Origin of the sequence: Pseudomonas sp. SMV71 (genome assembly GCF_052042015.1) — a bacterium.
Classification (GTDB): Bacteria; Pseudomonadota; Gammaproteobacteria; order Pseudomonadales; family Pseudomonadaceae; genus Aquipseudomonas.
Map to the genome: position 1 here is coordinate 71,506 of NZ_JBKGGU010000012.1, position 22,189 is coordinate 93,694.

The 22,189-nt window shown below is 62.0% G+C and carries 23 protein-coding genes and 1 other RNA gene; 10 read left to right on the plus strand and 14 right to left on the minus strand.

Annotated elements, in window-relative coordinates; translation table 11 throughout:
- Window positions 1-64 precede the first annotated feature (64 nt).
- The 3 genes from ACLEJQ_RS14265 (at window position 65) to ACLEJQ_RS14275 (ending at window position 1,830) form a co-directional block, all read left to right on the plus strand.
- Entirely contained in the window at window positions 65-985 is a 921-nt protein-coding gene (locus ACLEJQ_RS14265) for an SPFH domain-containing protein (protein WP_440795978.1), read from the plus strand.
- 9 nt (window positions 986-994) lie between these two features.
- The gene (locus tag ACLEJQ_RS14270) at window positions 995-1,444 is read left to right on the plus strand and encodes an NfeD family protein (RefSeq protein ID WP_440795980.1); all 450 of its coding nucleotides are present in this window, start codon (window positions 995-997) and stop codon (window positions 1,442-1,444) included.
- Window positions 1,445-1,509: 65 nt separating this feature from the next.
- Window positions 1,510-1,830: a DUF2388 domain-containing protein gene (locus ACLEJQ_RS14275; protein ID WP_170846005.1), complete on the plus strand. Its 321-nt coding sequence runs from the start codon at window positions 1,510-1,512 to the stop codon at window positions 1,828-1,830.
- Between the two features lie 195 nt (window positions 1,831-2,025).
- Here the strand turns inward: ACLEJQ_RS14275 and gcvH are convergent, their stop codons facing one another.
- From gcvH to ACLEJQ_RS14315, 8 genes are all read right to left on the minus strand, one after another.
- The gene (gene gcvH / locus ACLEJQ_RS14280) at window positions 2,026-2,412 is read right to left on the minus strand and encodes a glycine cleavage system protein GcvH (protein WP_440795982.1); all 387 of its coding nucleotides are present in this window, start codon (window positions 2,410-2,412) and stop codon (window positions 2,026-2,028) included.
- Window positions 2,413-2,464: 52 nt separating this feature from the next.
- Entirely contained in the window at window positions 2,465-3,547 is a 1,083-nt protein-coding gene (gcvT, locus tag ACLEJQ_RS14285) for a glycine cleavage system aminomethyltransferase GcvT (protein WP_440795984.1), read from the minus strand.
- Between the two features lie 96 nt (window positions 3,548-3,643).
- A complete protein-coding gene (locus ACLEJQ_RS14290; protein ID WP_440795986.1) occupies window positions 3,644-5,260 on the minus strand; it encodes an ABC transporter permease in 1,617 nt (538 codons plus the stop codon).
- 96 nt (window positions 5,261-5,356) lie between these two features.
- Entirely contained in the window at window positions 5,357-6,361 is a 1,005-nt protein-coding gene (locus tag ACLEJQ_RS14295) for an extracellular solute-binding protein (protein ID WP_440795988.1), read from the minus strand.
- A gap of 250 nt (window positions 6,362-6,611) precedes the next feature.
- Entirely contained in the window at window positions 6,612-7,829 is a 1,218-nt protein-coding gene (locus tag ACLEJQ_RS14300) for a 2-octaprenyl-3-methyl-6-methoxy-1,4-benzoquinol hydroxylase (protein WP_440796181.1), read from the minus strand.
- 67 nt (window positions 7,830-7,896) lie between these two features.
- On the minus strand, window positions 7,897-9,084 hold the full coding sequence (ubiH, locus tag ACLEJQ_RS14305; RefSeq protein ID WP_440795990.1) for a 2-octaprenyl-6-methoxyphenyl hydroxylase: 1,188 nt from the start codon (window positions 9,082-9,084) through the stop codon (window positions 7,897-7,899).
- Complete coding sequence (gene pepP, locus ACLEJQ_RS14310) at window positions 9,081-10,415, minus strand: Xaa-Pro aminopeptidase (protein WP_440795992.1); 1,335 nt, start codon at window positions 10,413-10,415, stop codon at window positions 9,081-9,083. Before pepP ends, ubiH begins: the two co-directional genes overlap by 4 nt.
- 27 nt (window positions 10,416-10,442) lie before the next feature.
- Entirely contained in the window at window positions 10,443-10,997 is a 555-nt protein-coding gene (locus ACLEJQ_RS14315; protein ID WP_440795994.1) for a YecA/YgfB family protein, read from the minus strand.
- Between the two features lie 129 nt (window positions 10,998-11,126).
- On the opposite strand from ACLEJQ_RS14315, the gene ACLEJQ_RS14320 reads away from it, so the two are divergent.
- The 4 genes from ACLEJQ_RS14320 to ACLEJQ_RS14335 all read left to right on the plus strand — a co-directional run bounded on the left by ACLEJQ_RS14320 (window position 11,127) and on the right by ACLEJQ_RS14335 (window position 12,582).
- Window positions 11,127-11,336: a TIGR02449 family protein gene (locus tag ACLEJQ_RS14320; protein ID WP_025216048.1), complete on the plus strand. Its 210-nt coding sequence runs from the start codon at window positions 11,127-11,129 to the stop codon at window positions 11,334-11,336.
- Window positions 11,333-11,650: a cell division protein ZapA gene (locus ACLEJQ_RS14325; RefSeq protein ID WP_030138126.1), complete on the plus strand. Its 318-nt coding sequence runs from the start codon at window positions 11,333-11,335 to the stop codon at window positions 11,648-11,650. The genes ACLEJQ_RS14320 and ACLEJQ_RS14325 overlap by 4 nt, the downstream gene beginning before the upstream one ends.
- A 30-nt stretch (window positions 11,651-11,680) precedes the next feature.
- Window positions 11,681-11,860: non-coding RNA, 6S RNA (gene ssrS, locus ACLEJQ_RS14330), on the plus strand.
- Window positions 11,861-11,976: 116 nt separating this feature from the next.
- The gene (locus ACLEJQ_RS14335; RefSeq protein ID WP_440795997.1) at window positions 11,977-12,582 is read left to right on the plus strand and encodes a 5-formyltetrahydrofolate cyclo-ligase; all 606 of its coding nucleotides are present in this window, start codon (window positions 11,977-11,979) and stop codon (window positions 12,580-12,582) included.
- 39 nt (window positions 12,583-12,621) lie between these two features.
- Here ACLEJQ_RS14335 and ACLEJQ_RS14340 read toward each other — a convergent pair whose 3' ends face one another.
- A complete protein-coding gene (locus ACLEJQ_RS14340; RefSeq protein WP_092179885.1) occupies window positions 12,622-12,768 on the minus strand; it encodes a hypothetical protein in 147 nt (48 codons plus the stop codon).
- A 194-nt stretch (window positions 12,769-12,962) separates the two neighbouring features.
- Here ACLEJQ_RS14340 and ACLEJQ_RS14345 point away from each other — a divergent pair, with 194 nt between their 5' ends.
- A complete protein-coding gene (locus ACLEJQ_RS14345) occupies window positions 12,963-13,415 on the plus strand; it encodes an EVE domain-containing protein (RefSeq protein ID WP_440795999.1) in 453 nt (150 codons plus the stop codon).
- Window positions 13,416-13,554: 139 nt separating this feature from the next.
- Here the strand turns inward: ACLEJQ_RS14345 and ACLEJQ_RS14350 are convergent, their stop codons facing one another.
- Window positions 13,555-13,971, minus strand: a complete 417-nt coding sequence (locus ACLEJQ_RS14350) for a flagellar basal body-associated protein FliL (protein WP_440796001.1) — start codon at window positions 13,969-13,971, stop codon at window positions 13,555-13,557.
- Between the two features lie 150 nt (window positions 13,972-14,121).
- On the opposite strand from ACLEJQ_RS14350, the gene ACLEJQ_RS14355 reads away from it, so the two are divergent.
- Entirely contained in the window at window positions 14,122-15,099 is a 978-nt protein-coding gene (locus tag ACLEJQ_RS14355; RefSeq protein WP_440796003.1) for an NADPH:quinone oxidoreductase family protein, read from the plus strand.
- A gap of 275 nt (window positions 15,100-15,374) precedes the next feature.
- On the plus strand, window positions 15,375-16,724 hold the full coding sequence (gene glpT, locus ACLEJQ_RS14360; protein ID WP_440796005.1) for a glycerol-3-phosphate transporter: 1,350 nt from the start codon (window positions 15,375-15,377) through the stop codon (window positions 16,722-16,724).
- Here the strand turns inward: glpT and ACLEJQ_RS14365 are convergent.
- The 4 genes from ACLEJQ_RS14365 to ACLEJQ_RS14380 form a co-directional block, all read right to left on the minus strand.
- Complete coding sequence (locus ACLEJQ_RS14365; RefSeq protein ID WP_440796007.1) at window positions 16,700-17,368, minus strand: gamma-glutamylcyclotransferase; 669 nt, start codon at window positions 17,366-17,368, stop codon at window positions 16,700-16,702. The genes glpT and ACLEJQ_RS14365 overlap by 25 nt on opposite strands.
- A gap of 284 nt (window positions 17,369-17,652) precedes the next feature.
- On the minus strand, window positions 17,653-18,621 hold the full coding sequence (locus ACLEJQ_RS14370) for a CDP-6-deoxy-delta-3,4-glucoseen reductase (protein ID WP_440796009.1): 969 nt from the start codon (window positions 18,619-18,621) through the stop codon (window positions 17,653-17,655).
- A complete protein-coding gene (ubiD, locus tag ACLEJQ_RS14375) occupies window positions 18,621-20,087 on the minus strand; it encodes a 4-hydroxy-3-polyprenylbenzoate decarboxylase (protein ID WP_440796011.1) in 1,467 nt (488 codons plus the stop codon). The genes ACLEJQ_RS14370 and ubiD overlap by 1 nt, the downstream gene beginning before the upstream one ends.
- Before the next feature lie 79 nt (window positions 20,088-20,166).
- The gene (locus tag ACLEJQ_RS14380) at window positions 20,167-22,122 is read right to left on the minus strand and encodes an acyltransferase family protein (RefSeq protein ID WP_440796013.1); all 1,956 of its coding nucleotides are present in this window, start codon (window positions 22,120-22,122) and stop codon (window positions 20,167-20,169) included.
- Between the last annotated feature and the right edge of the window lie 67 nt (window positions 22,123-22,189).

The window sequence follows — 22,189 nt, forward strand, 5'->3', positions numbered from 1 at the left end:
CGAAGATAATGGCCGATTGCCCTACACTCAGGATCACGAGTCATCAACCGAACAAGGTACAGTCATGCAAATCGGCAGCGTACTTTTATTATTCGTCGCCCTGGTGGTCGCCATCCTGCTCATGGGCTTCAAGGTCGTACCCCAGGGCTATCAATGGACCGTCGAACGCTTCGGGCGCTACACCAACACGCTCAAGCCCGGCCTGAACATCATCATCCCGGTGATGGACCGCATTGGTCGCAAGATGAACGTGATGGAAAGCGTGCTGGACATCCCGCCGCAAGAAGTCATCACCTCCGACAACGCCACGGTGCAAATCGATGCCGTGTGCTTTTTCCAGGTGGTCAACACGGCCCAGGCTGCCTATGAGGTCAACAACCTCGAACATGCCATCCGCAACCTGCTGCAGACCAATATCCGGACCGTGCTCGGTTCGATGGAACTGGATGCGATGTTGAGCCAGCGCGATGCCATCAACGAAAAACTGTTGCGGACCATCGACGAAGCCACCGCACCGTGGGGCATCAAAATCACTCGGATCGAGATCAAGGACATCAGCCCACCGGCTGACCTGATGGCCGCGATGTCGGGGCAGATGAAAGCCGAACGGATCAAGCGCGCCCAGATCCTGGAGGCCGAGGGGCTGCGCGCCTCGGCGATCCTCACCGCCGAAGGCAAGAAGCAGGCGCAGATTCTCGAAGCCGAAGGCAGCCGCCAGGCCGCATTCCTGGAGTCCGAGGCCCGTGAGCGCCAGGCCGCGGCCGAAGCGCTCGCCACCAAAGTGGTGTCCGAGGCGATTGCCCAGGGTAACGTCCAGGCGGTGAACTACTTCGTCGCGCAGAAATACGTCGACGCCTTGGGCCGCCTGGCCTCGGCCAACAACAGCAAGGTGATCCTGATGCCGCTGGAAGCCAGCCAGGTGATCGGTGCGGTCGGTGGCATCGGCGAGATCGTCAAGGCCACCTTCGACAGCAAGAAAGCCTGAGGCCCGCCCATGTGGTCTTTCCTGCAACACCTGTCGTATTGGGACTGGCTGGCGCTGGGCGTCATTTTGCTGATCCTGGAAGTATTCGGTGCCGGTGGATACCTGCTGTGGATTGGCATGGCCGCTGCAGCCGTAGGCGTGCTGACCTTCCTTGTCCCGCAACTGTCATGGGAGCTTCAGTTCCTGTTGTTCGGCCTGTTCGCCATGGCGACAGCGCTGTACTGGTGGCGCCGCCAGCACAGCGCTGTACGTGAAAGCGACCAGCCGCTCCTGAACCTGCGCGGGCAGGAGCTGATCGGCAAGACATTCCAGGTACACGAAGCCATCGTCGATGGACGGGGCAAGATCAAGGTCGCCGACGGAGTGTGGTTGGTAAAGGGCCCTGAAGCGCCCGTGGGCACACGGGTCAGGGTGGTTGCACAGGAAGGCGCGGTATTGCGGGTGGAACGCCATGACTGATGGGTCATGGAACTGAACCGGGTAGCCGACGCTCAAAATGAGTAGTTAACCCAGTGGAGTCACCTATCATGCGTCTCAAACTTGCTGTCGCCACCCTGGCCTTGCTGTCGCTTCCCGTTGGCTCGGCAATGGCCGACACGTTTTGGCGTAACGTCATTTCGTCCGGTGCGACCACCGGTTCGACCTACCTGACCTTCAAGGATCACAAGCTGATCGTCGCCGCCCAGGACGACGCCGGCAGCTTCGTCGCCAGTGACGGCGGCATCCGTGGCCCTTACCTGGAAGCCGCGATGCAGAAAGTCCGCGCCGACAACCCAGGCCTGCAAGCCACCGACATGGAACTGGCCAACGCGATCCTGGCGAAAAACGCCGTCGCTCAGGACTGATTTCCAGTCGATGGAAAAAATGCCGCTCGATTGAGCGGCATTTTTTTGCCTGCAACTCCCACAAGCCTGTACCCAGCCCCTTGTGGGAGCGAGCTTGCTCCGGGCGGCGATCCGACGATAGCGCCGGATCAGTCACATTAGGGTTGACTGACACACCGCAATCGCGAGCAGGCTCGCTCCCACAAGTGCAAGGGCTTATTCGCCGATGGCAGCCTTGTAGCCCGCGGCATCCAGCAGCTTGGCCAGGTCGGCCTGGGCGTTGGAAGGCTTGAGCTTGAAGATCCAGGCGCCGTAGGGATCGGAATTCAACAGCTCGGGCGAACCGCCCAGCTCTTCGTTGACCGCAATCACTTCGCCAGCAATAGGCGAATAGATATCGGAAGCCGCCTTGACCGACTCAACCACACCCGCTTGAGCGCCCGCTTCAAACACATTGCCCACTTCGGTCAGCTCGACGAATACCACATCACCCAAAGCTTCCTGCGCGTGGTCGCTGATGCCTACGGTGACGGTACCGTCAGCCTCCACTTTTGCCCACTCGTGGCTTTCGGCGAAACGCAGTTCGGCAGGGATATCGCTCATATTCTGTGTCCTCAAGAAAAGTGTCAGCGGCCAGCCACCTGCCGCAAAAAAGTTAGATCAGGGTTTTGCCATGGCGCACGAAGGTCGGCCTGACCACTCGCACCGGGTACCACTTGCCACGAATTTCTACCTCGGCACGGTCAGCGGTCGCCATCGGAACGCGTGCCAGGGCGATCGACTTGCTAAGCGTAGGAGAAAAACTACCACTGGTGATCTCTCCTTCGCCAACATTGGCGATACGGACTACCTGATGGGCGCGCAGGACGCCGCGCTCCTCCAGCACCAGGCCGACCAGCTTGTGTTGCACACCGGCCGCCAGCTCGGCCTCCAGCGCAGGGCGGCCGATGAACTGACGACTTGCCGGCTCCCAGGCGATGCTCCAGGCCATGTTCGAAGCCAGCGGCGAAACGTCCTGGTGGATGTCCTGGCCGTAGAGATTCATGCCCGCCTCCAGGCGCAACGTGTCGCGGGCGCCGAGGCCGATGGGAGAAATGCCGGCGCCCACCAGGTCGTTGAAGAAACTCGGGGCTTCGTGGGCGGGCAGGACGATCTCCAGGCCATCTTCGCCGGTGTAGCCGGTACGGGCGATGAACCAATCGCCATCGGCGCGCCCTTCGAAAGGCTTGAGCTGCTGGATCAACTGGCCGCGGGACTGGCTGACCAGTTCGGCAATCTTCTGCCGGGCCTGAGGACCCTGGATCGCCAGCATCGCCAGCTCGGGGCGCTCGTGCAGTTGCACGGCGTACTCGCCGACCTGCGCCTGCATCCAGGCCAAGTCCTGATCACGGGTCGAGGCATTGAAGACCAGCCGATAGCCGTCGTCGACCCGGTAGATGATCATGTCATCGACGATGCCGCCGCGTTCATTGAGCATGGCGCTGTACAAGGCACGTCCCGTGTCTTGCAAGCGGTCGACGTCGTTGGCCAGCAGGCGTTGTAGCCAGGCCTTGGCCTGGGCGCCGGTGACGTCGATCACGGTCATGTGGGATACATCGAACACACCACAGTCGCGTCGCACCTGATGGTGTTCCTCGACCTGCGAGCCATAATGCAGAGGCATATCCCAACCGCCAAAATCGACCATCTTCGCGCCGAGTGCGAGATGAAGGTCATACAGAGGCGTACGCAGTCCCATGGGTTTCTCCTTCCGGGCTTGGCGAAGGCGGGGCCGTCCGACAGACGGACCGCACCGAATGCCGCGCATTGTAGCCGCACGATGTAGGACTGGCACCTAAGTGTTTGGGTGCGCAGAACGTCTGATCAATCCGATGACCGGCAGCAATCCCACCAGGACCAGCGTCAACGCCGGTAGCGCGGCCCGGGCCCACTCCCCTTCGCTGGTCATTTCGAAGATTCTCACCGCCAGCGTGTCCCAGCCGAATGGACGCATCAGCAAAGTGGCGGGCATTTCCTTGAGCACATCGACAAACACCAGCAACGCCGCGCTCAACGTGCCGGGCAACAGCAACGGTAAATACACTTTGAAAAACAATCGCGGCCCACTGACCCCGAGGCTCCGTGCAGCCTCGGGCAGCGACGGGCGGATGCGCGCCAGGCTGCTTTCCAACGGACCGTAGGCCACGGCCATAAAGCGCACCAGATAGGTCAGCAGCAATGCCGACAGGCTGCCCAGCAACAACGGCTTGCCCGCACCGCCGAACAGGGTCGACAGCGGGATCACCAGCTCGCGGTCCAGGTAGCTGAACGCAAGCATGATCGACACCGCCAGTACCGAACCGGGCAAGGCATATCCCAGGTTCGCCAGGCCCACCGCGGCGCGGATCGGACGGGTCGGCGCCAGACGCCGGGCAAACGCCAGCAGCAGGGCGACACAGACCGTGATCAGCGCCGCCAGCCCTCCCAGGTACAGGGTGTGGACGATGAGCCCGGCATAACGTTCATCCAGATCGAAGCGACCGCGCTGCCAGAACCACACCATCAGTTGCAGCAGGGGAATGACAAACGCACAGGCGAACACCAGCAAGCACCAACCGCTGGCCGCCAACGCCTTGAGGCCGCTTAGCGGATACAGCGCCTTGGCCCGGGGACGTTCGTTGCTGGCGCGCTGGGCACCACGGGCTCGACGCTCGCCATAGAGCACCAGCATCACCGCCAGCAACAGCAGGCTGGCCAGTTGCGCAGCGCTGGAAAGGCTGAAGAAGCCGTACCAGGTCTTGTAGATGGCGGTGGTAAAGGTGTCGAAGTTGAATACCGATACCGCGCCGAAATCCGCCAGGGTTTCCATCAACGCCAACGCCACGCCGGCGCCAATCGCAGGCCGGGCCATCGGCAGGGCCACGCGCCAGAACGCCTGCCACGGCGATTGCCCGAGCACACGGGCCGCCTCCATCAACCCCTTGCCCTGGGCCAGGAACGCCGTGCGCGCCAACAGGTAGACGTAAGGATAAAAGACCAGGACCAGCACCAGGATCACCCCACCCGTGGACCGGACCCTGGGCAGGCGCAGGCCGCTGCCGAACCATTCACGCAGCAGAGTCTGTACAGGACCGGCGAAATCCAGCAGGCCGACGAAGACGAACGCCAACACATAGGCCGGGATCGCAAACGGCAGCATCAACGCCCAGTCGAGCCAACGCCGACCCGGGAATTCACACAGGCTGGTGAGCCAGGCAAGGCTGACCCCCAGCAACGTCACGCCAACCCCCACGCCGAGGATCAGCGTGAGGGTATTGCCCAGCAGCCTGGGCATCTGCGTATCCCAAAGGTGGGACCAGATCTGTTGATCGACGCTTTGCCAGGACAGCAACAGGACGCTCAGGGGCAACAGGACCAATGCGGCGATGGTGAATACCAGCGGGTACCAGCGGCGTTGAACGGTGTGGCTCAAGGGGAATGCTCGTTCAAATGAATGTGCCCGCGCTTGGCGCAGGCACTTGTTTACGACTCAGAATAACCAGTCGCAGGAGCATTGTGGCGAGGGGATTTAGCGCCAGCCGGCGCGATCCATCAGGCGAATGGCCTCGGCCTGGCGCTTGCCGGCCACTTCCACCGGCAAGGTATCAGCCTTGAATGCGCCCCAGGCGGCCACTTCCTTGGACGGCGCCACGTTCGGGTTGGCCGGGAACTCCTGGTTGACGTCGGCGAAGATACTTTGCGCCTCAGGCGTGGTCATCCATTCCACCAGTTTTTTTGCAGCCTCCGGATGCGGGGCATATCGGGTCAGGCCAATGCCCGACAGGTTGATGTGCACGCCCCGATCCGCCTGGTTCGGCCAGAACAGCTTGACCTTCAGGTCCGGATTCTGCTGGTGCAGGCGACCGTAGTAATAGGTGTTGACGATACCGACGTCGCATTGCCCGGCATTGATCGCCTCAAGCAGCGCGGTGTCGTCGGAGAACACGTCGGTGGACAGGTTCTTCACCCAACCCTGGAGGATTTGCTCGGCTTTCTGAGCACCGTGGGTTTCGATCAGGGTCGCGGTCAGGGACTGGTTATAGACCTTCTTGGACGTACGCAGGCACAGGCGGCCTTCCCATGCATCACCGGCCAGGGCTTCGTAGGTGCTCAGCTCGCCCGGCTTGACCCGGTCGGTCGAGTAGGCAATGGTCCGCGCCCGCAGGCTCAGGCCGGTCCAGGCATGGGACGATGCGCGGTATTGAGGCGGGATGTTGGCATCGATCACCGGCGAGGTGAATGGCTGGAGGATTCCCATCTGCTCAGCCTGCCAGAGGTTCCCGGCATCGACGGTGAGCAGCAGGTCGGCGGTGGCGTTTTCGCCTTCGGCCTTGATCCGCTGCATCAGCGGGGCTTCCTTGTCGGTGATGAACTTCACCGCTACGCCGGTCTTGCGGGTGTAGGCATCGAAGACCGGTTTGATCAGTTCATCGATACGTGAGGAATAGACCACAACCTCGTCGGCGGCCTGGGCGACCGTGGAGCCGATCAAGGTCAGGGCGAGGGCGGACAGCAGGCGCTTGGGTGCCAACATGGGAGCGGTCTCTCGGAACTGTGAAAGTGCGCAAATGATAAGGACTCACATTTGGCTTCTCAATCGAACAGTGGGTGGAGACATTTCCAAATGTTGCGATAAGGGTACGGCGTGGTAATCGGGGGGATCCCATCGCGAGCAGGCTCGCTCCCACAGGGCTCTCTGTCGGGCCACAGATTATGTGTTCGCTGAAGACCCACTGTGGGAGCGAGCCTGCTCGCGATGAGGCCATAAGCCCCCACCCCACATCTCAGGCCTTGGCCAGCTCCGGCAGATCCCCGATCAACCCCAGCGCCTCGCGCACGAACAGTGCCTTGGCTTCAGGCATGCGATCCACCAGCTTTAACCCGGTGTTGCGCAGCCAGCGCACCGGCAACGGATCGGCCTGGAACAATCGCTCGAACCCTTCCATCGCCGCCATCAGCGCCAGGTTATGCGGCATGCGGCGCCGCTCGTAGCGGCTCAACACCTTGACGCCCGCCAGACGTTCGCCCCGCCCGGCCGCCTGCAACAGCACTTCAGCCAGCACGGCGGCGTCGAGGAAACCCAGGTTCACGCCCTGCCCGGCCAACGGGTGGATGGTATGGGCCGCATCGCCGATCAGCGCCAGCCCTTCGGCCACGTAGCGCTTGGCGTGGCGCTGGCGCAGCGGCACGCACAGGCGCGGGTCGGCAGCCAGGACGCTGCCGAGCCGGCCTTCGAAAGCCCGCTCCAGCTCACCGCAGAATTCAACGTCTTCAAGCGCCATCAAGCGCTGTGCCTCGCTGGGGGTGGTGGACCAGACGATCGAGCACCAATCCTTTTGGCCATCGCGTTCCAACGGCAAGAACGCCAGCGGACCGTTGTCGGTGAAGCGCTGCCAGGCGGTCATTCGATGAGGCTGGGCGCTGCGCACGCTGGTGACGATGGCGTGGTGCAGGTAATCCCATTCACGGGTCGCGACGCCCGTCAGCCGGCGCACGGCGGAATTTGCCCCGTCGGCGGCGATCACCAGCGGTGCCCGCAACGTGCGGCCATCGGCCAGGGTCAACAGCCAGTCGTCGCCGGACCGACGCATCTGTTCCAGCCGCGCATTGGCCAACAGACCGAGGTCGCAGTCATGCAGACGGTCCAGCAAGGCATCCTGCACTACCCGATTCTCGACGATGTGCCCGAGCACATCGGCGTGCAGGCTGGCGGCCGAGAAGTGAATCTGCCCGGTGCCGCTGCCGTCCCAGACGTGCATGTCGGTGTAGGGGCTGGCGCGCCGGGCGGTGATGCCTTCCCACACGCCCAGGCGGTCGAGAATCCGCTGGCTGGCGGTCGACAGCGCACTGACCCGCGGTTCGAACGCGGCCTGGGCATCGAACGGTTTGACGCTCATCCCGCCGCCGTCGAGCAGCAGCACTTGCAAGCCACTGCCCTGCAAGGCCAGCGCCAGGGCGCTGCCGACCATACCGGCGCCGACAATCAGCAGATCTGCACGCAATTCCATGCTTTAAGCCTGTTTTGCTGGCGGCTTCAGCCGCCCATGAAAAGAAAAACCAGCGCCTGATTCAAACATCCGGGCGCGTTCCCAGCCCCATGGCCTGGCGGGCGAACCAGCGCTTGGCCGGCGGCAGCAGGTCGAGGCCCAGCAGGCCGAGGTTGCGGCCCAGGGACACCAACGGCAGCTTGCTGCTGAACAGCCTGGTGACCTGATCGGAGAAGCCCACGGTCAGGGTCTGGTCCAGCCGCTGGCGCTCGCGATAGGCTTGCAGCACGGCGAAATCCCCCGGCTCGCTGTCGCTGTCGAGCAAGGCGTCGGCCAACGCCTGGGCGTCGCGCAGCGACAGGTTGAAGCCTTGCCCGGCGATCGGATGCAGGCTGTGGGCGGCGTTGCCGAGGATTGCCAGGTGGGGACGAACCTGCTCTTCAGCCTCTACCAGCGCCAACGGATACAGATGCCGCACGCCCACTTGCTTCAGCGTACCCAGGCGATAGCCGAACACGCCCTGCAATTCACTGAGGAAACTTCGCTCGTCGAGGGCCGCCAACCGTTGCGCGTCCATGCCCTGGCGGGTCCAGACCAGGGCACAGCGATTTTCCGGCAGCGGCAGGAAGGCCATCGGCCCGTCATCGGTGAAGCGTTCGAAAGCCATTCCGTTGTGAGCTTCGCTGGGCGTGACATTGGCAATCAAAGCGCTCTGGTCGTACGGTCGATTGCGCACGCCGACGCCCAGTTGCTCGCGCAGGCCGGAGCGGCCGCCATCCGCCAGCACGGCAAGTTCGCATTCGAGGGTAGTTTCATCGTCCAGGATCAGGCGATACCCGCCGACCAGCGGCTCCATCCGTGTAACCTGGGCCGGACAGCGCCAACTGACCACCTCTTTGTCCAGGCCCTGCCACAGGCACTGGCCGAGCCAGGCGTTTTCCACGACGTAGCCCAGCGCCGGAACGCCCTCTTCCATGGCCGACAGGCGTGCCGTGGAAAACCGCCCGCGATCGGACACATGAATCTGCTTGATCGGTTCGGCGCGTCGGGAAATCTGTTGCCAGATACCCAGGCGCTGATAGATCTGCCGGGCGCCGTAGGACAGCGCCGAGGATCGCGCATCGTAGCTCGGTTGCCAGGTATCGCCAGGAGCGAAGGGCTCGATCAGCATGATCTTCCAGCCGCGAGCCTTGGCGCCGGCTTGCAGGGCCAAAGCCAGGCTCGCTCCGACCAGGCCACCGCCGATGATCGCCAGGTTGACCCGACTCATGCCGCGTCCGTCCGCGCAGCGGCCATCAGGGCCTCGATTTCGGCGACCGTCTTGGGTACGCCTCGGGTCAGGATTTCACAACCGGTTCGGGTCACTACCACGTCATCCTCGATGCGCACGCCAATGCCGCGCCATTTTTTTGCGACGCTGCGGTTGTTCGGGCTGATGTAGATGCCCGGCTCGACCGTCAGCGTCATGCCGACTTCCAATACCCGCCACTCGCCACCGACCCGGTATTCACCGACGTCATGTACGTCCATGCCCAGCCAGTGCCCGGCGCGGTGCATGTAGAACGCCCGGTAGGCTTCGCTGGCGATCAATTCATCCACCTCGCCTTCGAGCAGCCCCAGGCGCACCAACCCTTCGGTGATGACCCGGACCGTCGCCTCATGGGCCTGGTTCCAGTGCTTGTTGGGCGCAATCTCGGTGAACGCCGCTTCCTGCGCCGCCAGCACCACTTCGTATATCGCCTTCTGTTCCGGCGAAAACCGGCCGTTGACCGGCCAGGTGCGGGTGATATCACTGGCGTAGCAATCGATCTCGCACCCGGCGTCGATCAGGACCAGGTCACCGTCCTTGAGCGGCGCGTCGTTCTGCTGATAGTGCAGGATGCAACTGTTGCGCCCCGCCGCGACGATCGAACCATAGGCCGGCATCTTCGCCCCGCCCTTGCGAAACTCATAGTCGAGCTCGGCTTCCAGGCTGAACTCATACAGCCCCGGCCGTGCCGCCTGCATCGCCCGGACATGAGCCTGGGCGGAAATCCGCGCCGCTTCACGCATCACTTTCAATTCTGCCGCAGACTTATACAGGCGCATGTCGTGGAGCAGGTGATCCAGGGCAACGAATTCGTTCGGCGGCTGGGCGCCGAGGTTGGCCTTGGAGCGGATCACGTTGATCCATTCCATGAGGTGCCGGTCGAATTCGGGGTTGCTGCCCATGGCTGAATACACCCGGTCGCGGCCTTCGATCAGGCCCGGCAGGATGTCGTCGATATCGGTGATGGGGAACGCGTCGTCGGCGCCGTAGTCACGGACCGCGCCTTCCTGGCCGGCGCGCAGGCCATCCCACAACTCGCGCTCGGCGTTGCGCTCGCGACAGAACAGGATGTACTCGCCATGGGCCCGGCCGGGCATCAGCACGATGACCGCCTGTGGCTCGGGAAAGCCGCTCAGGTACTGGAAGTCGCTGTCCTGGCGATAGACGTGCTCGACATCGCGGTTGCGAATCGCAACGGCGGCGGCGGGCAGGATTGCGATGCTGTTGGGCTCCATCTGCGCCATCAAGGCCTTGCGGCGACGGCTGTATTCCGATTTCGGGATATGAATCATGGGCAGACGGTGGTCCCTTTCTAGCGATCAGTGCAAGGACGGCTTGGTGGCCGGTTCCGCGGTTTTCCTGGTCTCGGTGAACAGCAGCAACGGCGCGACCCGCAGGTACTCCATCACTTCCATGTAGTCACTCTCGCCATCATCGGATTCTTCCAGGGCGTCCTGGACCTGGGAGATCGCAGCCAGATCCTGCAACACTTCCTTGGCTTCTTCACTCAGCGCGTATTCGCGGCGGGTCAGGCCGAAGCCGGCGAGGAAGCCCTGGCACCATTGGCCCAGCGCAGCGGCACGTTCGGCCAGCGGCGCATCGTCGGTGGGCAGCAGCAAGACGACGGTCATGTCATCGCTGGTCAACTCGCCCTTGACCATTTCCTGCAGGCCGATCAGCGCGTTACGGACGTTGTCCGCCGGCTCGCCTTCCAGCAGCTCGGCAGCGTCGGCCAGCCAGCCGTCGGCATCGAAGCCGGCGCCGGCGCAACTGCGCCCCAGCAACAGGCCGTGCAGTTCGGCGGGCGAGACAGGATGGCCGCTGGTGCTCAGCAGGGTGGCGAATGCTTGATACGGGGAGTTCTGAATGGGCATGGGCAGCTAGGCGCCAGACGGCGCTATGTCTAGAATGGAGGCCTTGTATCCTACATCGACAGACTCGCCAAGACTATCAGAGGCTGTGCGACCCTCATCCCCCATCAGACACAATCTTCAGTGGACACAATGGAAGACAACGACCTGCAAGCGCTGATGGCCAGACTCGAATTGTTAATTGACCGGGTCGAGCAACTTAAAAGCCAGAACGGACTCTTATTAGCTCAGGAAAAAACCTGGCGCGAGGAACGCGCGCACCTCATTGAAAAAAACGAAATCGCCCGGCGTAAGGTCGAATCGATGATTTCGCGCCTCAAGGCCCTGGAGCAAGACTCATGAGTTCAAGCAATAGCGTTACCGTGCAGATCCTCGACAAAGAGTATTCGATCATCTGCCCCCAGGAAGAGCGCAGCAACCTGGTGAGCGCCGCCCGTTACCTGGACGGCAAGATGCGCGAGATCCGCAGCAGTGGCAAAGTCATCGGCGCCGACCGCATCGCCGTAATGGCTGCCTTGAACATCACCCACGACCTGCTGCATCGCCAGGATACGCCGGACCTGCAGGTCAGCGGCTCGACCCGCGAACAGGTGCGCGACCTGCTCGAGCGCGTGGATCTGGTGCTCGCCACTGATCCGGACGTCAGCAAGGGCTGATTCGCGAGGCTGCCTGGGGTATACTTGCGTCACTCCCTGGGGTGCTTGCCAGTTGGTGATGTCCCTGAGCCGATACGCACAACCACGGGGGTTGCACGTTGGGGCCGGTGTGCATGTCCGCTTGACGGAAAGCCTTAACGCCTCCTGCAACTTCCACCTTGAACTTTCGGGTTCAAGGGCTAAGCCGACAGCGGTTCATCCGGGGAGCCTGATCCCAGGCAATGCCAGTCCATACGGACTGGCATTGTCGTTTCTGGCGCAGGCATTCCTGAGCGCGCCGGTTTGCGGTTACGCTGTGGTGCATCGCCACAGCGTGAAGCCTCGATATGACCGATTCTGCGCCACTGTCCCGCCCGCAACTTCGCCGCCTGCTGCGCCAGGCTCGTCGCGCCCTGACGCCCGCGCAGCAGAAGCAGGCGGCCCACGGTCTCTATCGGCAACTGGCCCAGCATCCGCTGTTTCGTCGTGCGCGGCACATCGCCCTGTACCTGCCCAACGATGGCGAGATTGATCCGCGCCTGCTGCTGCGCGCCGCCCAGCGCCGGGGCAAGGCTACTTATCTGCCGGTGCTCAGCCCCTGGCCGCAGACCAAGATGGTTTTCCAACGCATCCGCCCCGGCGAAAAGCTGCGCCCCAATCGGTTTCGCATCCTCGAACCCCAGATGAATATCGCCCGCCAACGCAAGGTCTGGGCACTGGACCTGGTGTTGCTGCCGCTGGTGGGATTTGACGATGCGGGAGGCCGTCTGGGCATGGGCGGCGGCTTCTACGACCGTAGCCTGGCGTACCTGGCGCGACGCGGGCAGTGGCGCAAGCCGACGCTGCTGGGGCTGGCCCATGAATGTCAGAAGGTCGATCGGTTGGCGCAGGCGAGCTGGGATGTGCCGCTACAGGGAACGGTCAGTGACAGGCGATGGTATATCGCAGGGTAGACAGACGCCGCAGATATCAGCGGCGCCTGGAGCACAGGTTCAGCGTTTAAGCGACGGCGCAGGCTGGGTAATATCCATGGGCGCCTCAGTCTTGCTGGCCCACAGGCTTTGGGCGTAACCCGTGGTCACGACACCCAGGCCGAACAGAATGACCAGAATCCACAACAAATCCGGTTTGCGTTTCATCGATTGCCCCCCTCAAGGCATATCACACACGATGACAGCAGCGGTTTTCTTATTGGCCGTGCAGCAGCGTCAAGCTTGGAAGGCCGGCATTTTGCGGCAACCTGAGAATACACGCAAACTCTGGCGTCAACCGACTGTCGGTTTGTCATAAAATCGCTGAACTATTTTAACCACACCGCCCAGGAGTAGAGATCATGGCCTACTGGCTGATGAAATCCGAGCCCGACGAACTGTCTATCCAAGGCCTGGAAAAACTCGGCCAGGCACGCTGGGACGGGGTTCGCAACTACCAGGCACGCAACTTCCTGCGGGACATGGCAGTCGGCGACTCATTTTTTTTCTACCACTCCAGTTGCCCCGAGCCGGGCATTGCCGGGATCGGGCAGATCGTTCGTGCGGCCTACCCTGACCCGACGGCGCTGGAGCCCGACAGCCACTACTTCGACCCGAAGGCCAGTGCGGAGAAAAACCCCTGGACCGCGATCGATGTCGCCCATGTCGAAACCTTTCCCCGCGTACTGAAACTCGACTACCTCAAACAGCAAACCGCTCTGGCTGAAATGCCGCTGGTGCAGAAAGGCTCCCGGCTGTCGGTGATGCCGGTGACGGCCGAGCAGTGGGCGGCGGTGATTGCGTTGCGACCTTGAGCGGTATCCGGACTGATAAACCGCTATCGCGAGCAAGCTCGCTCCCACAGGGGTCTGGTATAGACACATGATCTGCACCCACCTCGGATACTGTGGGAGCGAGCCTGCTCGCGATAGGCCAGCCCGAACAACACAAAACTCACTGAATAATCAGGTTATTGAACAACAGATCATCCACCATCGGCTTGCCGGTCTCGTCGTTCATCACCTGCTGGGTCTGCTTCAACGCTTCCTGACGCAGCTTTTCCTTGGCTTCCAGGTTATTCATCGTTTCGCTGGTCTGCTGCGAGAACAATGCCACCAACTGGTTGCGAATCAGCGGCTCGTTGGCCTTCACCGCCGCAGCGGCGGCGTCGCCGGTCACGCGCAGGGCCACGTCGGCCTTGTAGACCTTCAGCTTCGCCGTGCCGTCCAGGCCATAATTGCCCACGAACGGCGGGCTGAGAGTGATGTAGCTGACTTTCGGCGCCTCGCCTTCTTTGGCTTCCTTGGCCTCTTCAGCCATCACTGCCATTGGCAGCGACAGGGCCAGCATCAACATGATCCACGCTTTCACATTCGACTCCTCATCCGGTTTGCGGCCCAGCATACCGCCCCACCGTTCAAGCACAAGCTTATGGCCGGCTATCAGGGCGGGGCATGCTCGTTGACCCGTTGACTCTCACACCTACACTTATCGGCCATCACTCCCAAAGGAATAGCCCTGATGAAAGCCGTGCTGTGCAAAGAATTCGGTCCTGCCGAATCGCTGGTGCTGGAAGAGGTCGCCAGCCCTGTCGCGAAAAAGAACGAAGTGCTGCTGGACGTGCATGCCGCCGGGGTGAACTTCCCTGACACCCTGATCATCGAGGGCAAATATCAGTTCAAGCCACCCTTCCCGTTTTCCCCGGGCGGCGAGGCGGCGGGAGTGGTCAGCGAAGTCGGTGAAAAGATCAGCCATCTGAAAGTCGGCGACCGGGTCATGGCATTGACCGGCTGGGGCAGTTTTGCCGAGCAGGTGGCGGTACCCGGCTACAACGTGCTGCCGATCCCGCCGTCCATGGATTTCGATACCGCCGCGGCATTCAGCATGACCTATGGCACCTCGATGCACGCGCTCAAGCAGCGGGCCAATCTACAGCCCGGCGAAACGCTGTTGGTACTCGGTGCCTCCGGTGGGGTCGGGCTGGCCGCGGTGGAGATCGGCAAGGCCATGGGCGCTCGGGTGATCGCCGCCGCCAGCAGCGCGCAAAAGCTCGCGGTCGCCAAGACAGCCGGGGCCGACGAATTGATCAACTACAGCGAAACCAGCCTCAAGGACGAAATCAAGCGCCTCACCGACGGCCAGGGCGCCGACGTGATCTACGACCCGGTCGGCGGCGACCTGTTCGACCAGGCCATTCGTGCCATCGCCTGGAACGGCCGGCTGCTGGTGGTCGGTTTTGCCAGTGGGCGCATCCCGGAGCTGCCGGTCAACCTCGCCCTGCTCAAGGGTGCCGCGGTGATGGGCGTGTTCTGGGGCTCCTTCGCCCAGCGCCAGCCCCAAGACAACGCGGCGAATTTCCAGCAGCTGTTCGGCTGGTTCAGCGAGGGTAAGCTCAAGCCGCTGGTCTCACAGGTTTACCCATTGGAACATGCCGCCCAGGCGATCAATGACTTGGGTCAGCGCAAGGCCGTGGGGAAAGTTGTCGTGCAGGTGCGCTGAAAGATCACGGCGGTCCGGGCATCCTGCGTCGGGCCGCCATTGGTCAGTAACAACCATTCGTCATCCCCTTCCTATAGCCTTCTCCTCCCACCTGTAGAAGCCCGCAAGACGGACGTTTTCCTACATTGCTTTCACCAGCGTCCGAAAGAAATGTTCGCTTAAGAACATCCACCGGCAAAAATTCCGCTGTTTAAGCGATGAGAAGCAATGCTATTTTCGGTAACGAAACTGTAACATTCGCATCCGCAGTCATAACAAGAATCTGGAGCCCTTGAATGTTTGCCTTCTTTCGTCCTGCCGCACATCAGGCGTCATTGCCTGAAGAAAAAATAGACAGCACCTACCGACGCCTGCGCTGGCAGATCTTCGCCGGGATTTTCATTGGCTATGCCGGGTATTACTTGCTGCGCAAGAACTTTTCCCTGGCGATGCCCTATCTGATCGACGAAGGCTACAGCCGTGGCCAACTGGGCCTGGCCATGTCGGCCATCGCCATCGCCTACGGGCTTTCGAAATTCCTGATGGGCCTGGTGTCCGACCGCTCCAACCCGCGGTATTTCCTGCCATTCGGGCTGTTGGTGTCGGCAGGCGTGATGTTCATTTTCGGTTTCGCGCCCTGGGCGACGTCCAGCGTAACGATGATGTTCATCCTGTTGTTCATCAACGGCTGGGCCCAAGGCATGGGTTGGCCGCCCAGTGGCCGGACCATGGTGCACTGGTGGTCGCAAAAGGAGCGCGGCGGCGTGGTGTCGGTTTGGAACGTGGCGCACAACGTCGGCGGCGGCCTGATCGGCCCGCTGTTCCTGCTGGGGATGGGCTGGTTCAATGATTGGCATGCGGCGTTTTATGTACCCGCTGCCGTAGCGCTCGCCGTCGCGGTGTTTGCCTTCGTGACCATGCGCGACACGCCGCAATCGGTAGGCCTGCCGCCGATCGAGAAGTACAAGAACGACTACCCGGAAGGCTACGACGCCAGCCACGAGAACGAATTCAGCGCCAAGGAAATCTTCGTCAAGTACGTGCTGCGCAACAAAATGCTCTGGTACATCGCCATGGCCAACGTGTTCGTCTACCTGCTGCGCTACGGCGTGCTGGACTGGGCACCCATCTACCTCAAGGAAGCCAAGGGTTTCACCGTGGACAAGAGCTCCTGGGCTTATTTCTTCTATGAGTGGGCAGGCATTCCCGGCACGCTGCTGTGCGGCTGGATGTCGGACAAGATCTTTCGCGGCAACCGTGGCCTGACCGGCATGGTGTTCATGGCCCTGGTGACCGTGGCGACGCTGGTTTACTGGCTGAACCCGGCGGGCAATCCGACCGTCGACATGATCGCCCTGGTGTCGATCGGTTTCCTGATCTACGGCCCGGTCATGCTGATCGGTTTGCAGGCCCTGGAGCTGGCACCGAAGAAAGCCGCCGGCACCGCTGCCGGTTTTACCGGTCTGTTTGGTTACCTGGGCGGCTCGGTCGCGGCGAGTGCCGCCATGGGCTACACCGTCGACCACTTTGGCTGGAACGGTGGATTTGTCCTGCTGATCGGTGCCTGCCTGCTGGCAATGGCTTTCCTTGCGCCAACCTTGTGGCACAAGCAAGTCGCCAGTCAGAGCCGCGAAGCGGTGGCCTGATCCTGCGCTGATTTGCAGCGCTTGAGCCGCGCCTCCAGATTCCGGTCTGGCATGGCGTGGCTGCGCAGGGCCTGGATCGTCTGCTCGACATAATCGCGAGTGGTGCCAAACCGTCCGCAAGCGCTTTCGAACACCTGGCTCAGCACATGGTCCGGCAGATTGCCGGCATAGCTGGGCAGGTGCCGTTCCAGCACAAACCCCAAGGCTTGCACCCGGCTACCATCCTCGAGGCGGCAACTGAGCCAGTGGGGACGGTAGGACGGAACCGGCATCTCGCGCTGCCACAAGGCAAACAACGAGTCTTCGAGGTTTTCTTCCGGCAACCGGTAGGCAAAACCGCTGCACGAACCGCCCCGATCCAGCCCGAACACCAGCCCCGGCATTTCCGGAGTGCCGCGATGCTCATGGGACCACAGGTACAAACCCCGATGATAACCATGGACCCGGCCGCGTACCCGTTCCACCGCCGTGCATTCGGGCCGCCAGATCAATGAGCCGTACGCGAACAGCCAGACCGGCCCACCTTGGTGCAGGCTCATGGTCGATTGCATCGAGGCGAACAATTGTTCACGGGTCAGCCGTGCCCCCATGTCGAGGCGTGGAGGATAGAAAGTACAGGTAATGGCGGATTCGATAGCGGTCATGGCCGGTAGCGTTTGGCTCGCGATTCGGAATGGCTTGATGCGTCAGGCTGCTGACGTTCGGCAGGAACAAGGCAAGTTAAATGCCATGGCGCGCCTATATACGTTATCGGCATTCAGGCCCGAGCCTAAATACCGATACGAAATATTGGGGGTTATAAAACACCGTGGCGAGGGAGCCTGCTCCCGCTTGGGTGCGAAGCGCACATTAAAATCCTGGGGGCCGCTTCGCAGCCCAGCGGGAGCAAGCTCCCTCGCCACAAACGGCGCGCCCCGGGTTCAGTGGTTCACGCCCGTGGAGCGTAGGCAAACACGTCGGCGCGCATCTGGTGGGCATCCATCCCGGCTTCTACCAGCGCATCGAGGGTGCCGTAGATCATCGCAGGCGAACCGCTGGCGTAGACGTGCACACCCGAAAGGTCGCGGATGTCCTCGCATACGGCTTCGTGGAGCATTCCGCAGCGACCTTCCCAGCCACACAAATCGCTGACGACTTTGTGCAGGTACAGGTTTGGCAGCTTGCGCCATTCATCCCAATGCTCGATCTCATAGAAATCCTCCGGCCGCCGCACGCCCCAGTACAAGTGCACCGGGTACTTGAAGCCGTGGGCCCGACAATGCTCGATCAGGCTGTGCATCTGCGCCATCCCGGTCCCGGCAGCGATCAGCACCAGCGGGCCATCAGGCAGCTCGGACAAGTGAGTGTCGCCGAACGGCATTTCGACACGCACTGAGGGGTTGCGCCGCAACTGCTCCAACAGCGTCTGTGCACTGCTTTCGCGTGCCAGGACATGCAACTCGAGCTCACGTCCGGAATGTGGGGCCGAGGCCAGGGAGAACGCCGATTTCTCGCCGTTTTCCCGCTCGATCATCAGGTACTGCCCCGCGTGATAGCGCGGCGGCTTGCCCGCCGGCGCACGCAGGCGCACTCGCCAGACGTCACCGCCCATGTCGGCAACCTCGACGACCTGGCACGCCAACTTGCGCACCGGCAGCTCGCCCGGCGCCAGCACACCATCCCACAGCACCACGCAGTCCTCCAGGGGTTCGGCGATGCAGGTGAAAATCTCACCGTGATCGCGCACCTCGCCAGCCTGCTCGACGCGGCCCTCCACCAGCAACGCCCCACAGACGTGGCAGTTGCCGTTGCGGCAGCTTTGCGGGCATTCGTAGCCCAGGCGCCGCGCGCCATCGAGAATCCGCTCGGCGGGCCTTATCTCCAGCACCGCCCCGGAAGGCTGCAAGGTCACACGCATCAATCTATTCCTAACTGATTCCAGATGGCATCGATCCGTTGGGTAACGGCTTCATCCTTGACGATAACCCGCCCCCATTCACGGGTGGTTTCACCAGGCCATTTATGCGTGGCGTCGAGCCCCATCTTCGACCCCAGGCCAGAAACCGGCGAGGCAAAGTCCAGGTAGTCGATCGGCGTGTTGTCGATCATCACCGTGTCGCGCTTGGGGTCCATGCGCGTGGTGATGGCCCAGATCACGTCGTTCCAGTCCCGTGCGTTGATATCGTCGTCAGTGACGATAACGAACTTGGTATACATGAACTGTCGCAAAAACGACCAGACCCCCAGCATCACCCGCTTGGCGTGCCCCGGATACGACTTCTTCATGGTCACCACGGCCATGCGATACGAACAGCCTTCGGGCGGCAGGTAGAAATCGGTGATTTCCGGAAACTGCTTTTGCAGGATCGGCACGAACACTTCATTCAGCGCCACGCCGAGAATCGCCGGCTCATCCGGCGGACGGCCGGTATAGGTGCTGTGGTAGATCGGCTTGATGCGATGGGTGATGCGTTCGACGGTGAACACCGGGAAGCTGTCGACTTCATTGTAGTAACCGGTGTGGTCGCCATAGGGACCTTCATCGGCCATTTCGCCGGGATGGATCACGCCTTCGAGGATGATCTCGGCGGTGGCCGGCACCTGCAGGTCGTTACCCCGGCACTTCACCAGTTCCGTGCGGTTGCCGCGCAACAGGCCGGCAAAGGCGTATTCGGAGAGGCTGTCGGGCACCGGCGTGACGGCGCCGAGAATGGTTGCCGGGTCCGCGCCCAGGGCCACCGACACCGGGAAGGGCTGGCCGGGATGCTTTTCGCACCACTCGCGATAGTCCAATGCCCCGCCCCGGTGGCTCAGCCAGCGCATAATGACCTTGTTGCGGCCAATGACCTGCTGGCGATAGATGCCCAGGTTCTGGCGATCCTTGTTCGGGCCTTTGGTGACGGTCAGGCCCCAGGTGATCAAGGGCCCCACGTCGCCCGGCCAGCAAGTCTGCACGGGAAGCATCGCCAGGTCGACGTCGTCGCCCTCGATCACCACTTCCTGGCAGATCGCATCCTTGACGACTTTCGGCGCCATGGAAATGATCTTGCGGAATATCGGCAGCTTGGACCAGGCATCCTTCAGGCCTTTGGGCGGTTCGGGCTCCTTGAGAAACGCCAGCAGCTTGCCAATCTCGCGCAGCTCGCTGACCGAGTCGGCGCCCATGCCCAGCGCCACGCGTTCCGGTGTACCGAACAGGTTGCCCAGCACCGGGATGTCGTAGCCCGTAGGGTTTTCGAACAACAGCGCCGGCCCCTTGGCCCGAAGCGTGCGGTCGCAGACTTCCGTCATTTCCAACACTGGAGAGACAGGTACCTGGATGCGTTTCAACTCGCCGCGCTGCTCAAGCTGCTGCACGAAATCCCGAAGATCCTTGAATTTCATTGAGATGCCACCCCGAAAATAGGCGTACATCCTACCTGCTCCAGCGTGCAAACAGCAGCCTGTGCGTGCACGGCCTTGATCAATTGTCGGTTGTGCCCAGCAACACCGGAGCGAACAGCGGACTTAGCCGGGCACTGCCTGCGTCAGAAAGATGATCCTCGTCCTTGTACTGGGTATGGCCATTGAAATCCAAGCTGCAAACCCCACCGGCACACATCAGGGGCGTCGGATCGATGACGTGCACGCCGGGGTCGGCAGCGCTCATCGAGTCGAATAAAGTGCCGAGAAAGCGCTGGCGTGCCAGATGCTCCTGAAGTGGACGTCCCAATCCTTCGGCCGAACGCCCGATCCGCGCCAGGCTCGTCAGTCTGCTGATTGCAGCTTTGCGCTGCAGAGGTACTTCCTTGAACAACCAGACCTGGGCGCCCGTCTCCCTGATCGCCTTGACCCGTGCCTTGAGCGCAGCGGCCATTCGCGCTTCGGCTTCAATGGTACTGTCATGGGCATTGAGCAAGATCTTACGGTCGCCGTCTTCACGACCGTAGACATACAGGCTCCAGTTTGACGCCAGCACCACGTCCTTGATCTGCAGCCGGCGAATCTGCTCCATGGTGTGCTCGTTGAAATCCCGGCAGCGCTGTCGCAGGTCATCACTGATGACCGGCGGACAGCCGCTCATGCTGTACAGCCATACCGGCCGGCCTTCTCGCGTCGCGTTGCCTTCGATTGCCGGCAACAGCGCCGCCGCGTGACTGTCGCCCCAGAGCAATCGGGTCGCCGTAGCGTCTTTGTTTGCACCCAGCAGACACGCTCTGTCCTGGACCTGGTCTGAGTTCAACAGCAGGCATTTCATCTGCCCGGCCCGCCAATCCCTGGCCTGGGCATACTCCAGCGCCTTACCGCTCAGGCGCTGGGGAAAACCATCGCTCGAACGCACCACCGAGCCCGTCACGGCCAGGACCGCCATGGCCAGCAAGCCCCCCACCAACACCGGCCTGCGCCCGGCCAGCAGGCGCTTGTCCCGGAACGGCAGCTCGACGAAGCGCCAGCTCAACCAGGCCAGGCCCAGCGCCAGCAGTATCCAGCCCGCAGCTTCCGCATGCTGGATACCGTCGACGGATATGGCGTTGGCATACACGAAGACCGGCCAGTGCCACAGATAAAAAGAATAGGAAAGCAGGCCGACCCAGACCATCGCCCTGGTACTCAGTGCCTGGGCGACCCAGGATGGACCCTGGGCACCCGACCAGATGAGCGCGGTGGCGCCGAGCACGGGCAGCAAGGCGGCCCATCCCGGAAACGTCGTGGTCTTGTCGAAGCTGAAAATCGCAATCAGGACAGCGGCCAACCCCGCTACGCCGACACTCTGAAAGAGCCAGGGCTTCACGGCGTGCCTTGGCGCCGGCAGGACAGCAAGCATTGCCCCGCACAACAGCTCCCAGGCGCGGGTGGGCAATGAGAAGAAAGCGACGTCGGGCTTGCGCTCGATAAAGGCAATATTCAACCCGAAGGAAACCAGCAGCACGGCCAGCAGCATCCAGCGCCAATGACGAAGATGGCGCATCAACAAAACCATCAGCAGCGGGAAGAAAATGTAGTACTGCTCTTCCACAGCCAGGGACCAGGTGTGGAGCAGCGGCTTGAGGTCCGACGCCGGCTCGAAATAGCCATCCTCGCGCATGAACAGGATGTTGGAAATGAACAGCGACTGATAGCGCACCGTCCTGCCCAGTTCCGAAAGGTCCTTGGCCGTCAGCAGCAACCAGCCGAGGATCAGCGTCGCCAGCATCATCACGCTCAGGGCCGGGATGATGCGACGCGCCCGGCGCGCCCAGAAGTCAACGAAGCTGAAGCGTTGCGCGCCGATCTCGCGGAACAGGATACTGGTGATCAGGAATCCCGAGATGACGAAAAAGACATCGACCCCAACGAAGCCGCCGCTGAACGAGCTGAAGCCAAAGTGGAACAACACCACCGGAATAACGGCCAGCGCTCTCAAACCGTCGATATCACGGCGATTGCCGAACGTATGCATAACACTCCCTGTTAACTTGGATACCCGTAATGAAGCACGGACACTGGCGCTCTGCGAAAGTTGTCCA